Annotated in this window: 14 protein-coding genes; 8 read left to right on the forward strand and 6 right to left on the reverse strand. The window is 34.1% G+C overall.

Annotation, left to right across the window (positions count from 1 at the left end):
• Positions 1-37 precede the first annotated feature (37 nt).
• Positions 38-1,642 carry an ice-binding family protein gene (locus tag B4N66_RS14680; protein ID WP_291095761.1) on the reverse strand — a complete coding sequence of 535 codons (1,605 nt, stop codon included), beginning with the start codon at positions 1,640-1,642 and terminating at the stop codon, positions 38-40.
• A gap of 318 nt (positions 1,643-1,960) precedes the next feature.
• The gene (locus B4N66_RS14685; RefSeq protein ID WP_291095763.1) at positions 1,961-2,479 is read right to left on the reverse strand and encodes a heavy-metal-associated domain-containing protein; all 519 of its coding nucleotides are present in this window, start codon (positions 2,477-2,479) and stop codon (positions 1,961-1,963) included.
• 118 nt (positions 2,480-2,597) lie between these two features.
• Between B4N66_RS14685 and B4N66_RS14690 the strand changes: the two genes are divergently transcribed.
• On the forward strand, positions 2,598-3,464 hold the full coding sequence (locus tag B4N66_RS14690) for a DMT family transporter (RefSeq protein ID WP_291095765.1): 867 nt from the start codon (positions 2,598-2,600) through the stop codon (positions 3,462-3,464).
• 293 nt (positions 3,465-3,757) lie between these two features.
• On the opposite strand, the gene B4N66_RS14695 is transcribed toward B4N66_RS14690, so the two are convergent.
• Positions 3,758-5,791: a M16 family metallopeptidase gene (locus tag B4N66_RS14695; RefSeq protein WP_291095767.1), complete on the reverse strand. Its 2,034-nt coding sequence runs from the start codon at positions 5,789-5,791 to the stop codon at positions 3,758-3,760.
• Positions 5,792-5,801: 10 nt separating this feature from the next.
• A complete protein-coding gene (locus B4N66_RS14700; RefSeq protein WP_291095769.1) occupies positions 5,802-7,127 on the reverse strand; it encodes a M16 family metallopeptidase in 1,326 nt (441 codons plus the stop codon).
• Between the two features lie 201 nt (positions 7,128-7,328).
• Here B4N66_RS14700 and rplU point away from each other — a divergent pair, with 201 nt between their 5' ends.
• Both rplU and rpmA read left to right on the forward strand, forming a co-directional pair.
• Complete coding sequence (gene rplU / locus B4N66_RS14705) at positions 7,329-7,955, forward strand: 50S ribosomal protein L21 (RefSeq protein ID WP_291095771.1); 627 nt, start codon at positions 7,329-7,331, stop codon at positions 7,953-7,955.
• 31 nt (positions 7,956-7,986) lie between these two features.
• On the forward strand, positions 7,987-8,247 hold the full coding sequence (gene rpmA / locus B4N66_RS14710) for a 50S ribosomal protein L27 (protein ID WP_248435982.1): 261 nt from the start codon (positions 7,987-7,989) through the stop codon (positions 8,245-8,247).
• Between the two features lie 66 nt (positions 8,248-8,313).
• Here rpmA and B4N66_RS14715 read toward each other — a convergent pair whose 3' ends face one another.
• Entirely contained in the window at positions 8,314-8,886 is a 573-nt protein-coding gene (locus tag B4N66_RS14715; protein WP_291095772.1) for a hypothetical protein, read from the reverse strand.
• An 89-nt stretch (positions 8,887-8,975) separates the two neighbouring features.
• Positions 8,976-10,292: an adenosylhomocysteinase gene (gene ahcY, locus B4N66_RS14720; protein ID WP_291095773.1), complete on the reverse strand. Its 1,317-nt coding sequence runs from the start codon at positions 10,290-10,292 to the stop codon at positions 8,976-8,978.
• A 138-nt stretch (positions 10,293-10,430) separates the two neighbouring features.
• Between ahcY and B4N66_RS14725 the strand changes: the two genes are divergently transcribed.
• From B4N66_RS14725 to arfB, 5 genes are read left to right on the forward strand one after another with little or no spacing between them, the layout of a single operon-like run.
• The gene (locus B4N66_RS14725) at positions 10,431-11,066 is read left to right on the forward strand and encodes a 4'-phosphopantetheinyl transferase family protein (RefSeq protein WP_291095776.1); all 636 of its coding nucleotides are present in this window, start codon (positions 10,431-10,433) and stop codon (positions 11,064-11,066) included.
• The gene (locus B4N66_RS14730) at positions 11,066-11,785 is read left to right on the forward strand and encodes a geranylgeranylglyceryl/heptaprenylglyceryl phosphate synthase (RefSeq protein WP_291095778.1); all 720 of its coding nucleotides are present in this window, start codon (positions 11,066-11,068) and stop codon (positions 11,783-11,785) included. The genes B4N66_RS14725 and B4N66_RS14730 overlap by 1 nt, the downstream gene beginning before the upstream one ends.
• A complete protein-coding gene (pnuC, locus tag B4N66_RS14735; protein WP_291095779.1) occupies positions 11,778-12,401 on the forward strand; it encodes a nicotinamide riboside transporter PnuC in 624 nt (207 codons plus the stop codon). Before B4N66_RS14730 ends, pnuC begins: the two co-directional genes overlap by 8 nt.
• On the forward strand, positions 12,362-14,476 hold the full coding sequence (locus tag B4N66_RS14740) for a DUF4301 family protein (RefSeq protein WP_291095781.1): 2,115 nt from the start codon (positions 12,362-12,364) through the stop codon (positions 14,474-14,476). Before pnuC ends, B4N66_RS14740 begins: the two co-directional genes overlap by 40 nt.
• Positions 14,476-14,877, forward strand: a complete 402-nt coding sequence (gene arfB, locus B4N66_RS14745) for an alternative ribosome rescue aminoacyl-tRNA hydrolase ArfB (protein WP_291095783.1) — start codon at positions 14,476-14,478, stop codon at positions 14,875-14,877. The genes B4N66_RS14740 and arfB overlap by 1 nt, the downstream gene beginning before the upstream one ends.
• Positions 14,878-14,947: the final 70 nt, after the last annotated feature.

Genomic DNA, 14,947 nt, shown 5'->3' on the forward strand with positions numbered 1-14,947 from the left:
CTGCCATTTGGCAGGGCTTTTTTATTCTAAAATCTTTTTATTGTTTAGAAACCAATTTACCTGTTTGATCAGCTCCGTTGGACGTGGCTACTCTGTAGTAGTATATTCCGGTTGGAAGGTTCAATGATAATTCAGTATTATTTTGTGTTAATTCTGTTTTATAAACCAATGCTCCTAAGGTGTTATAAATCGTAAGTTCAGAAGAACTTGCATCTATTCCGGCTAAGTCTATTGTTAATGAAGACGAGAACGGGTTCGGGTACAATTTTGCGGCATTGTTTGCTGCAGTGGTTGATGGTGTGCTTAGGTTATCGCAACCCGGTGTCATTTCGGCATTAATTCCGAACGTGGTTATTCCGCCACTTGTGCTTAATACACGACCTTCGATGTTTACACCTAAATTAAGGATTACTGCTCCGTTGTTTCCAATAACTGTTCCTTTATAGTCGGCATAATCATTAAGGTTGATAGCACCGTCCACTTTCCAAAACACATTCTCTGCTTTTGCACCGTTGATTAATTCTACAGTGGCATAAGTAGATGTAGATAAAGCTCCATTGATTTTGATAACAAAAACAGCATCCGGATTATCTTGTGCGTTTAGAATGACTGTTCCGGTTAATACCGTAGCAGCATTCATTAGATAGGTATGTGGTGTTAACACGAGGTCTTGACCAAATGCAGCAGGGAATAATAGTTCGATATCTACCGGAAGGGTGTTTAGGTAGGTGTAAACGTTATTTAAATCGGCAGCACATTGTGCAGTAGATACATCCGGGTTTGGGTGAATGGTACCGTCTACATTTTCGGCTTGAAAACCGGTTGTTAATCCAACATTAGTTCCGATGTCTCCGGTTACGAATGATATTCCGGTATTGGTTACTTCTCCATTTCCGGAAAACACAGTATAACAAGCAACTGAATTAAGGGGTGGAGCAACAGGGCCTGTTAGTTCAAGCGTTCCACATCCTAATGGCGTTGTTACAGTTACACCAGATACTGTTATGGCACCTGTGGTAGATAATGCACGACCTTCTAACAATACGCCACTATTGAAAACGATGGCGGCATTGTTTGCCACAATTGTCCCTTTGATAGACGTGTTAGTAGCAAGGTCAACAAGTCCTTCTATTTTCCAGAAAACATTGCAGGCTAAGGCACCATTGGTTAAGATAACTTGTGATCCGGCAGCCGATGAGAACGAACCTTCGATTTGAAAAATAAATACTGCGTTTTCATCTCCATCAGCATCAAGGGTTAGGGTGTTATTTAATGAAGCACTTTCGCCAATGAAATAGGTTCCAGGTTCAAGTGTTTCGCCATTGCCTAACAAAGATGATGGGAAAAAGTTCGGGATTGCCGCATCCAATTGATTGTAGGCAATTGTTAGGTCTGCAGCAGCAGCGGCTGTTGTGCCGTTTGAATTGTGCATAACACCATCTACGTTTCCGAAGTTGTTGTTAGGACCGTTGTTTGTTCCTACATTTCCAGTTAGATGTGAAAGTCCAGTGTTGCTCACTGCACCATTGGTGGAGAAAAGAGCAAAAGAAGAGGAGGTTCCGAGTACGGGAGCTTGTGCGTTTGCTTGGGTAACAAGACAAGTTAGGGCAACCGAAGTTGCCAATAGTAATAGTTTATGCATAAATTGGGGCGAACTGTTGTTTATTTGGGACAGTTGATTGTAAATGTATAGCTATAAAAATATATAGCATTCTTAGATTGATTTAGTTTAAAATTATTTTTTTTAAAATTGTGAAAAAGTAATTTTTATGAGTAAAAGCAAGGCTTGAGAGAGGATGGTTGAAAAATTGGCATTAGGAAGCTTATTCTTGTTAAATGATTTTTTTGTGAGAATTGTGCGTTTTTTAGAGATAGTAGTAGGTGGGTTTTGGGCATAAAAAAAACCTTTGTCAGTTTACTTCTGACAAAGGTTTATGCGGTAGTGATTGTGCTTAGTGAACTATAGTGTTTCTGCTTTTTTAGTAGCACAACACGCTTTTTTCTCTCCGGAAGAACATGATTTTTTTTCTTCCGTGGTGTTTTCTTTTGCAGCTTCTTCTTTTTTAGCTTTCTTTTTCTTTTTGTCTTTGTTAAAAAGCATTGCTTTGTCGGCAGTGTTTACCACATCTGACACTTTATAGGTTTTTCCGTCGGCTGCATTTTCTACAGTTTGAACCAATACTTCAGGTGTTAGCACATTGGTATCATATTCAATAGTTGCTTTTTTGGCTTCAAAATCGATTTCTGCTTTTTGAACACCATCAAGTTTGGCTAATTTTTTTTCTAAATGTCCGGCACATCCCACTTCGCAATGCATGCCTTCTACCGTGAACGAAGCTGTTGCCAATTGAGCCGGCTGATCTTGTGTGTGTTCAGTAGTAGCAGTTGCATTTTCGGTGTTTTCTGTTGCTTCTTTTTTGCAACTTACCATCATTAATGTTGTTAAAGCGATGGCTGCGATTGTTTGCGTGAATTTCATAGTTATATTGTTTAAAATGAGTGATATAAATTTTATTTATAAAGCATTACAAAAATAACATTTTTTTCGCTTTTTATTTGCCAAAATTAACGGAGTTTTGTGACGCGAAAAATTATCCATGGAAAATAAGAAGTTACGGTTTGTTTATTTAGTGATTTTGGCTCTCGTTTGGGGGAGTTCTTTTATTTTGATTAAAAGAGGCTTGGTTGGATTAACGCCCTTTCAACTGGGTTCGCTACGAATGGTTTTTGCAGGTTTGTTTTTGTTGATTATTGGTTTTAATAGTATCAAGCAAATTCAGCTTCGCCATTGGAAATATTTGGCATTAACTGCCTGTTTTGGCACTTTTATTCCGGTGTATTTGTTTTCGTATGCTCAAACAGAGATTAGTAGCTCGGTGAGTGCTATTTTGAATTCTCTCACGCCGTTAAATACATTATTGTTGGGGATTTTATTATTTAAAATAGATTTTCAACGCCGCCAGATTTATGGAGTATTTATTGGTTTAATCGGTAGTGCTCTGTTGATTTTGAATGGAGCCGCAAATCATCCGGAACAGAATTATAATTATGCTATCTTATTAGTTATTGCTTCTGTTTGTTATGCCATGAATGTGAATTTTATTAAAATGTATTTGTCTGATTTAAATCCGTTAAGCATCACCACCGGAAATTTTATTGTGATGTTGATTCCGGCTTCTATTGTTTTGTATTTCTCCGGTTTTTTTGAAGCAGTTCAAGTTCAGGAAACACAAAGTGTGATTGGTTATATTGTTATTTTGGGAGTGGTTGGTACTGCTTTGGCGAATATTTTATTTTATAAATTAATTAAAATATCATCGCCTGTTTTTGCTTCTTCAGTTACTTATTTAATTCCGGTTGTTGCCTTTATGTGGGGTTTGGTTGACAATGAAAGTTTGACTGCTATTCAGTTTTTGGGTGCGGCTATCATTATGTTTGGGGTTTATCTTTCGGCTAAGAAGTGATACGTTGTTTTGTTTCAGGTTTCAGGTTTGAAGTTTCAGGTTGGTATGTGCTAATAAAGAAAATGTTCCATTAAACGAATCTGTTTTCATCCATTATAGCTATGCTATCAAAATCAGCGAAAATCATTTAAATCAGTGTAATCTGTGTTCCATTAAAGCGAAGCGTCTTTGTGTTCTTAGCGAATTCCTTTGTGTTCTTAGCGGTTAAAAATGAAGTTTCAGCTTTTTATAAATCAGTTTAAAAAAAAGACTGCCATTGCTGACAGTCTCTTTTAAAAATTATTTTTTATTGATTATTGAAAATCAGCTTCGCTAACACCTTCATTAACTTTGATGTCGCTAATTTTGATATCTAAATCAAAACCAACATTCATCACATAGTTATAAGGAATTTTTAAACCTTTTACATCTCTGTAATCTTTATAAGTAATTGCACTACTTCCTTGCGGAGTTGCTGTTACATCAGCTACTTTTAATCCGGTAGCTACTTCATAATAACTTGTTGTTTTACCGTTTACAACAGCATAGCATTCTTTACCGTCTTGGCTTTCAATTCCTTTTAAAGTAATTCCCTCTTTTTTAAGTAAATTAACTTCAGGAAATGGATGAGCCAGTCCTTTCATGTCTTCCAACATATCTCCTTCTAAATTCATCTTTTGCCCTTGTTGAGCCATGAATCCGGTATTTCCATTCACCACTTGTTTCATCATACTCATTCCGCTCATGGTTAATTCAATCATTAATTTTCCAGAAGCATCTGTTTTATTTGTGTAAGCTAATGGAGCAGGAAGTCCCGGAACATTTGTAGAGCCGGTTAAAAACAATGATTTTACATCAGAAACGGCTTTTTGTCCACCAACAGCAGCGATGTATTTTTCTAAAACAGATTTAGCTGTAACATCAGCACTTACCTTTTTTTCCTCAGGTTTTTCAACTTTGTTTCCGTATTTATCAAAATAGAAGATTGGAATGTTTAATTTTTCTAAGCCTGGTAAAACATCGCCTGCTTTACTTACGATTACCACTCTTAAGTTTTCGGCTAAGAAATATTTTTTAGAAACTCTCAACACATCATCAGCTGTAACTGCATTGATGTTTTTGATGTAGTTTTCATAGAAATCTGCCGGTAAACCTTGTGTTTTAGTTTGCAAAGCATAACGAGCAACAGTAGCCGGTTTTTCAATATCCATTACGAATTTACCGATGTAACCCGCTTTTACGTTTTTCAAGGTTTCTTCAGATACTTTTTCTGTTCTAATGCGTTTGATTTCTTTCAAAATTTCAACCACAGCACTATCGGTAACTGCATTTCTAACTTGCGTAGTTGCACTAAAGTTTGATGTGTATTTGTTTCCTCTTAAACCTGAACGAGCACCATAGGTCCAACCATGAGCTTCTCTTAAATTCATGTTTAAGTAACTGTTAAAATCACCACCTAAAATTTGATTTGCTACAATTGCAGCAAAATAATCTTTATCAGTCATTTTTAAGTTAGTAATATGAACAGCAGCAATTTCTGATTGAACTGCATTTGGAGCATCAACAAAGTTAATTTGTGTGTATTGAACATCTTTTGGATCAGAATAAGACACTTGTGGAGCAACTCCTTTTTTCCAAGTACCAAATAATTTTTCAACGTTAGCTTTTACTTCTGCAAATTTTACATCACCAACAATTACTAAATAAGCATTTTGAGGTGTGAAATAGGTAGCATAGTTTTGACTAACATCTGCTAAAGTAACTTTGTTAATAGATTCTTCGCTTAAGTATTCTCCGTTTGGATGATTTTTTCCATACGCCAATACTCTTTGAACACGTCCAGCAATGGCAGGAACACTTTTTTCTTCCGATTTTAATCCTTCAATTAGTTTTGCTTTTTCTTTGTCAAATTCTTCTTGTGTAAATACAGGGTTTAATGCACCATCGGCCATTAGTTCCATAATTCTTTTAGAATATTTTGAAAGACCACTTGCATAAGCTCCATTAGATCCAAAATTAATGCTTGCACCTAAGAAATCAATTTCTTCGTTAAAAGCATCTTTTGAAATGGTTTTTGTTCCGTTTCCAATTAAGCTACTTGTTAAATCTGAAACACCTTTTTTGGCACCTTCAGTATACGGTGCATTGTCGATGGTTAGATTGTATGAAACTCTTGGAAGTTTATCGTTTTCAACCACCAAAACTTTTAATCCGTTTTTCAATTCGAAAGTTTGTGGCTTACCAATATTTATTTTAGGAGCCGGTCCCGGTTTTGGTTGAGGTCTATCTTGTGCTTGCATAGAAAGTGAAATAAACAAGCTCGTTGCTATAATGACTATTTTTTTCATGATTGATATCTTAATTTTGAGCTTTATCTGATTTAGGAGCGTAATCTAATAGTAAACGTTGATTTGGATTTAGGAATTTTTTTGCAGCTTCTCTAATTTCCTCTCTTGTTATAGAACGGTAGATATCAATTTCAGTATTAATTAAATTAACATCACCATATAACATGTGAAAAGTAGCTAAGTTTCCTGCAATTCCTTCCACAGAAGCATTGCTGTTTACGTATTGATTTTCGTAAATGTTTTGTAATTTTTGGTATTCTTTTTCAGAAATTAATTCTGTTTGAAGTTTTACGATTTCTTCATCAATTTCTGTCATTAAATTTTCAGGAGTGCTTCCACCCATTGGTAATCCGTATAAAATATACAAACCATAATCTTCTTGACTAAAATTGAATGCACCTACTTGTAGAGCCATTTTTTTGTCATCAACTAATTTTTTGTATAAACGAGAAGATTTTCCGTCTGATAAAAGTGTAGAAATCATATCTAAAACACGAGCATCTCTTGTTTTCATTGATGGGGTTCTGTAAGAAGCAACAACCATTGGAATTTGAATGTTCGGGTCTTCAAAACGAGCTTTGATAGTTTGTGTAATTGGAGCTTCTTCCACTTTAGTTCTCGTTACCGGAGCACCTTTAGGAATCACACCAAAATATTTGTCAATCCAAGCTCTTGCTTGAGCAGGATCAAATTGTCCGGCAACAACCAAAGTTGCGTTGTTTGGCACATAATATTTTTTGTTGAAAGCTTGAAATTCTTCTAAAGTGGCAGCGTCTAAATGTTCCATCGAACCAATGGTTGCCCAACGATAAGGATGTTTAGTGAACATATTCTTTTTTACTTCAGAAATTAAATTTCCGTAAGGTTGATTGTCAACACGAAGACGTTTTTCTTCTTTTACAACTTCGTTTTGCGTATCTACACCGATTTGGTTAATAACAGGGTGCAATAAACGTTCTGATTCCATCCATAAACCTAATTCTAAGTTGTTTGATGGGAAGATTTCGTAGTAATACGTTCTGTCGTCTGAAGTGTTTGCGTTGTTTGTTCCTCCGTTTCCGGTTACAATTTTAAACCATTCACCACGTCCGATGTTTTGTGTTCCTTCAAACAAAAGGTGCTCAAAAAAGTGAGCAAAACCTGTTCTTTCAGGATTTTCATCTTTTGCACCTACGTGATACATTACAGATGTAATAACCACCGGAGCCGAATTGTCTTGGTGTAAAATCACATGCATACCGTTATTTAGCGTGTAATGTTCGAACTCTACTTTTTGAGCAGAAACTGTACCTCCAAGCATAAGAACTGAACTTAAAGCCATTAAAGATTTTTTCATAAAAATTAGTTATTTATTTTTTTGCTTTTAAATAAGTATGCAATTTCGGGATTTTGTTACAGTTTTTTTCAATTTTTATTAAAAAAATCAATCAGGAATGCCATATTTTTTTTGAGATAAATATATTTTGAAGTTTAAGTTGTGTGATTCATAATTAGTTGTATATTTGCAAACTTAAAAATTAATTAAAAACACATTGTTATGTACGCAATCGTAGAGATAGCAGGGCAACAATTTAAAGTAAGCAAAGACCAAAAAGTATTTGTTCACCGTTTAGCATCTGAAGAAGGAAGCAAAGTTTCTTTCGATAAAGTGATGTTGTTAGACGATAATGGAACAGTTACTATAGGCGCCCCCGCTATAGAAGGAGCTTCAGTAGAAGCCAAAGTGTTACAACACTTAAAAGGTGATAAAGTAATCGTTTTCAAAAAGAAAAGAAGAAAAGGTTACAAAAAGAAAAACGGACACAGACAGTCATTTACGCAAATTGTTGTGGAAGGTATTTTAGCTTCAGGAACAAAGAAAGCGGCTGCAAAATCTGAAAGTCCTAAAGCTCCAAAAGCAACTAAATCAGCTGATGATTTAACGCTTATTGAAGGAGTTGGACCAGTTGCTGCTGAAGTATTAGCTGCTGCCGGAATAACTACTTTTGCTAAATTAGCAAAATCTAAAGCGGATGATGTTAAAACTATCTTAGAAGCATCTGACGCTAAAGTATCACATTTAGATCCAACTACTTGGGCTCAACAAGCACAATTAGCTGCTGATGGCAAAATGGATGAATTAAAAAAATTACAAGATGAATTAAATGGCGGTAGAGCTGTTTAATTTTAATATTAACTTATAAAACCCTAACATCATGGCTCACAAGAAAGGTGTCGGTAGTTCCAAGAATGGTAGAGAATCAGAATCGAAACGTTTAGGTGTTAAGATTTATGGTGGTCAAGCAGCTATTGCAGGAAATATCATAGTAAGACAAAGAGGTTCTAAACATAATCCGGGAGAAAACGTTTACATTAGTAAAGATCACACTTTACATGCAAGAGTTGACGGAGTTGTTAAGTTTCAGAAAAAAGGTGATAACAAATCATTTGTATCTGTTATTCCTTTTGAAGCATAATTTAGAATTTACTTCAAAATATAAAACCCATTTCGAAAGAGATGGGTTTTTTGGTTTTTTTAATTATTAATTAGATACATTCATCAAAATTAAATGAAGAATAACAAGTCGTTCTATTTCAGAAAATTTTTCAGAGTTATTTATTAAAGCGACAATGCTTTGCTGGTTTTTATAACCATCAGCCATTAGATTTGCATATATAGTAAATCGTTTTCTTAAGATGTTCTTTCTAGCATCCTCAGTTTCGTTATTGTAAACTTCTTCTGGACAAGAGGAATAAAAATCTAATGTAGTTAGAGAAAGTAAATCAAAAAAATTATCATCAACATTCGTCTTGATAGTTGCTGTTATTTTTTTTGAAATTTCATCATCATTAAAAATTATTTCGGTTAATTTTAGATAACTTTCTTTGCTTATGTTTTGAATTATTTTACTTTCTAATAAAGATAATTCTGCTTCCTCAAGTAAGTTGAAAATATCTTTTTCAATTCCATAACCTTCGGTTAATTTTTGTTGAGTTTTATCTACGATACATTTTTTATAAATAACATCTGAATCCATAGATTTACAACCCGATAAAAAACAAGAAATTATAAATAAAAAACCAACTAGGAAATACATTTTAATTTTTAAAATCATAGTACAAGTTTAAACAAAAAAACCCTCACTTTTCAGCAAGGGTAATTTTAAATTTCAAAGTCTTAGTACTTACTACTAAAATCTTACTACTAATATCTATAATACTCCGGTTTATAAGGTCCTTGAACATCCACACCAATATAAGCAGCTTGCTCAACATTTAATGTTTCTAATTCAACGCCTAATTTCTCTAAGTGTAAAGCGGCTACTTTTTCATCTAAATGTTTTGGTAACATATACACTTCGTTTTTGTAAGCGGCACTATTGTTCCATAATTCAATTTGAGCTAACGTTTGGTTTGTAAATGAATTACTCATTACAAAACTTGGGTGACCTGTAGCACAACCTAAGTTAACTAAACGACCTTCGGCTAAGATGATAATGTCTTTTCCGGCAATCGTATATTTGTCAACCTGTGGTTTAATTTCAATTTTTGAACTACCGTGATTTTTGTTCAACCAAGCCATGTCGATTTCATTGTCAAAGTGACCAATGTTACAAACGATGGTTTTGTCTTTCATTTGTTCAAAATGTTTTCCAACCACAATGTCTTTGTTTCCGGTTGTTGTGATAATGATATCAGCTGTTTTGATAACAGTTTCTAATTTTTTCACTTCAAATCCGTCCATTGCAGCTTGTAAAGCACAAATTGGGTCAATTTCAGTTACAGTTACGATAGAACCTGCACCTCTAAACGAAGCAGCAGTTCCTTTTCCAACATCACCGTAACCACAAACGATTACTCTTTTTCCGGCTAACATAATATCTGTTGCACGACGAACAGCATCAACTGCAGATTCTTTACAACCATATTTATTGTCAAATTTCGATTTAGTAACCGAGTCATTCACGTTGATGGCAGGAATGTGTAATGTTCCGTTTTTCATTCTTTCATACAAACGGTGAACACCGGTAGTCGTTTCTTCAGAAAGACCTTTGATTCCACTAATCAATTCTGGATATTTATCAAAAACCATATTAGTCAAATCTCCACCATCATCCAAAATCATGTTTAATGGCTGTCTGTCTTCTCCAAAAAATAAGGTTTGCTCGATACACCAATCAAAATCAACTTCGTTTAATCCTTTCCAAGCATACACCTGAATTCCGGCAGCAGCAATTGCAGCAGCAGCATGGTCTTGCGTCGAAAAAATATTACATGAACTCCAAGTAACTTCTGCACCTAAAGCGATTAATGTTTCAATCAAAACAGCCGTTTGAATTGTCATGTGCAAACAACCTGCAATACGAGCTCCTTTTAATGGTTGACTATCGCCATATTCTCTGCGAAGAGCCATTAAGCCCGGCATTTCGGCCTCGGCCAATTCAATTTCTTTTCTTCCCCAAGCGGCAAGCGAAATATCTTTCACTTTATACGCTACAAATGGCAATGTTTGTGTACTCATTTATAAAATAGTTATATTAGCTAAAAATTTATGCAAATCTACGGAATAGCTTAGAAAATTAAAAGCCTTTTTGTGTTTTTTGTGATTTGTTTAGTTTACTAATGTTTTGAAATACAATTTGATATATACTTTTCAATAATGCCATTTTACCAAAGAATTAATGTAGATGATAAAACAAATGTTTTTGTTTGGAAGATAACAGAATCGTTTGATAATTTATTTCGTGAAGTTTCATTGAAAGATACTTCTTTAGCAAGATTAGAAGGTATGAAATCCGAAAGTCATCAAAAAGGTTTTATGGCGGTTCGAATGCTTTTGCAATACAATGGCTACACCGATTTTGATTTGTATTATGATGAATTTGGCAAACCTCATTTGAAAGATGGTGTAAACATTTCCATTTCTCATTCATTTGGTTTTTCAGTTATCGTTTTATCAGATAAAAATGTGGGAATCGATTTAGAACTTCGACGTGATTTGGTCAAAAAAATCGCTTATAAATTTGCAGAGGAAGAATTTGTGTATGAATGCGAACAAAATCCTGCCGAATTCGTTAGTAAATTAACCGTCATTTGGGGAGTAAAAGAAGCCGTTTTTAAAGTGCGAAACGAAATCGGAATTAGTTTTAAAGACCATATTTTTGTACAACCATTTGAGATGAATGATTCAAAAACCACTGCTTTATTAGATTTTAATTCGGTAAAAAGAGAATTTTTGGTTTACTTTACCGAAATTGAAAATTACACCTTAGTCTGGCTTTGGGAAATGGAATGATGAAAAAAATCTACGAAGAAATACTGAAGGCAAAAGCCCAAAATCAAAAATCATTAGCAATTTTACTTGATCCCGATAAAGTTGATTTTGAGGCGATTGGTTCGTTGATTCATCAATTAAAAAAATCGCCTGCGACACATATTTTTGTTGGCGGAAGTCACGTGGAAACAACCAAAATTGATTTTTTAATTCAATCATTAAAAGAGCATTTACATATTCCGATTGTACTTTTCCCTGGAAGTCCGTCACAAATTTCAACTTTTGCAGATGGAATATTGTTTTTGAGTCTATTGTCAGGAAGAAATCCGGATTACCTTATTGAACATCACGTAAATGCTATTTCAGTTTTAAAAAATTCAACATTAGAAATTATTTCAACCGGTTATATTTTAATCGAAAGTGGAAGTGAAACTGCTGTGGAACGAATCAGTAAAACCAAACCTTTAGATAGTAAGAATATAGAATATGTCTGTCAAACCGCAAAAGCAGGAGAATATTTAGGCAATAAATTAATTTATCTTGAAGCCGGAAGCGGAGCAAAATTAGCCGTTCCATTAGAAATGATTAAGGCGGTTTCTCAAGAAATTTCAATTCCGCTGATTGTGGGTGGTGGAATTCGTTCGCAAAAAGCAATTCAAAACGCTTTTGATGCCGGAGCCGATTTGGTTGTGATTGGAACTGCTTTTGAAAACGATTCTAACTTTTTCAATCATGATTGATTTACTTTTTTCCCAATACAAAGACTATTCAAATCTGCACATTTTTCTTGAAATCACCGGAGTTTTTTTTGGTTTAATAAGTGTATGGTATGCTAAAAAAGATAACATTTTAGTATTCCCAACAGGAATCATAAGTACAACTATCTTTATATATTTGTTGTGGGAATGGAAGTTGTTGGGCGATTTTACCATCAACATTTATTATTCAATAATGAGTGTTTACGGCTGGTATCATTGGACTCGCAAAAAAGAAGGAAAAACAGAATTTCCAATTGCAAACATTACCAAAAATGAAAAATTATGGGCAATTGTAATTTTTGTTTTAACATCGATCGCAGTAGTGCTGATTTACACTTTTTTTGATAAATTTACAAGTTGGACAGCTTATGTTGATACATTTACCACCGGAGTGTTTTTTGTGGGTATGTGGCTCATGGCAAAACGTAAAGTTGAACACTGGATTTTTTGGATAGTGGGTGATATTGTTTCTGTACCTTTGTATTACTATAAAGGATTAACATTCACTAGCTTACAATATTTTATATTTACAATAATAGCCTTTTATGGTTACATCGAATGGAAGAAAACCTTAAACAACAACAGACAAACATCATAAAAATTGCTATTTACGGACCTGAAAGTACCGGTAAAAGTACCTTAGCAAAACAATTAGCAGACCATTATCAGACGATTTGGATTCCTGAATTTGCTCGTGATTACCTTCAAAATAAATGGAATACATCAAAAGAAATTTGTCAACAATCCGATTTAATTCCAATTGCTATTGGTCAAACTAAATTGGAAAATGAAGGTTTGCAAAACGCCAATAAAATTTTAATTTCTGACACAAATTTGATGGTAACTAAAGTTTTTTCGGATATTTATTATGGTAATTCCGACCCGATTTTGTTCAAAGCAGCAAAAAAACATAAATACGATTTGTTTTTGTTGACTGATGTTGATGTGCCTTGGGAGAAAGACGATTTACGCGATAAACCCGAAAATAGAGAAGAAACATTAAAAATTTTTGAGGATAATTTAATTGAATTTAATAAACCTTACGTTAAGATTTCCGGTTCAAGAGAAAAGCGACTTCACAAAGCTGTTTCCATTATTGATGATTTAATTGAAGCAAAAAAGTTAGGTTTCAATTCGTTTGATTTTATCGAAATTCAACAAAGAGAAATAAGTTTAGAAAAAGTTAAAAATCAATTGAATTTTCTAATAAACGGAATTCAAGCTGTCAACCTCGATCGAGCAGCCAAATTGGGCGACGGAATAAAATCATTGTCAGAAGAAGAAGCGATTTATTATGCTAATTATTTTGATGATAAAAAAAATCATTTGAAGCTCAAAAAATTTGTCCCGGCTTCCGGTGCAGCGAGTCGAATGTTCAAATTTTTAAACGAATTTATACACGATTTCAAGTTAGGCGAAGAATCAATTAATGCCTACATCAATCGAAAAAAAGCTAAAAACTTATCGCTTTTTTTAATTGGTTTAGAAAAATTTGCATTTTATAGTGAAGTTTTAAATCAAGCAAAAAAGGCTTACCCTGATTACGATCAATGGCCATACGACAGCAAATATTTTGCTTTTATTAAAATTCTTTTATCAAAAAATGACTTCGATTTTGCCGGAAAGCCAAAAGGTGTTTTGCCTTTTCATAAGTATCCAAGTCACGTAGCAACGCCAATTGAAGAACATTTAAATGAAGCTGTCTTCTATTCAAGTTCCAATCAAAAAGCAAATTTACATTTTACGGTTTCCGAGGAACACCAAACTGCTTTTGAAGAAATCGTGGATTCGGCTAAGCCAAAAATTGAACGCGATTTTCAAACCGAAATAAACGTTAGTTATTCCTATCAAAATAAAGCCACCGATAGTATTGCCTTAGATCAAGACAACGAACTTATCCGTGAAAAAGAAGGAAATTTAGTGTTTAGACCCGGTGGTCATGGAGCGTTAATTGAGAATTTAAATAATTTGGATGCCGATATTATTTTCATCAAAAATATTGATAATGTTATTCAAAATCATATCGAAGAAATTGCATTGTATAAAAAAGCATTGGCCGGAATTTTATTAGATAAACAAAATCAAATTTTTGAATATTTAAAAGCGTTGGATGAAAATCAATTAGACAAAAGTTTTTTAGATGAAATTGTGATTTTTATTGAATCAAAATTACAATTTGAAGTGGTAGAAGATTTTTCAAAATATACCAAAGAAAGCAAAATTGAATACCTCAGAAACTATTTAAATCGTCCGATTCGTGTGTGTGGAATGGTCAAAAATGAAGGTGAACCCGGCGGTGGTCCGTTTTGGGTGAGAGATAGAAAAGGCCTTGTCTTTTTGCAAATCGTCGAATCATCTCAGGTGGATGAAAATGATCAAAATCAAGTTAAAATATTGAAAAGTTCAACACATTTTAACCCGGTTGATTTAGTTTGTGGAACTCGAAATTACCGTGGAGCAAACTTTGATTTAAATGAATTTATTGATCACACAAGCGGATTCATTGTTCATAAAAATAAAGACGGTAAAGAGTTGAAAGCCTATGAATTGCCCGGACTTTGGAATGGTGCGATGGCAAAATGGTTGACAATTTTTGTTGAAGTTCCACTGGTGACATTCAATCCGGTAAAAACTGTAAATGATTTATTAAAAACTGCTCATCAACCGAATTAATGGACAGCGAAAAAACACTCACAGAACTTAGCTTCAAAGCCGTTCGAAGCAGCGGAGCAGGAGGACAAAACGTGAATAAAATTTCGTCTAAAGTGGTTTTGTCTTTTGATTTGCTCAATTCGCAGAGTTTATCAGAGGAAGAAAAAATATTAATTTCCGAAAAACTAAAAACAAAATTAACGTCCGACGGAATTCTGATTTTAAACTGCGACGAAGATAGAAGTCAACTCAAAAACAAAGAAATTGTAACCAAACGTTTTTTGAAACTCATTCAAAACGCATTGGTCATTCCCAAAAAAAGAAAACCAACCAAAATTCCGCGTTCGGTCATCGAAAAAAGAATTAAGGAAAAACGAACTACTTCAGAAACTAAACAAAACCGAAAGAAACCGGATGTTTAAAGGATAATTAATTTATTTTTTTGTCATTCCGCAAGATGACGAAGTCGAAATAGGAATCTCCTGCAAAGCA

The sequence above is a fragment of the Flavobacterium sp. UBA2787 genome (assembly GCA_002352205.1).
In the GTDB taxonomy this organism is placed as follows: domain Bacteria; phylum Bacteroidota; class Bacteroidia; order Flavobacteriales; family Flavobacteriaceae; genus Flavobacterium.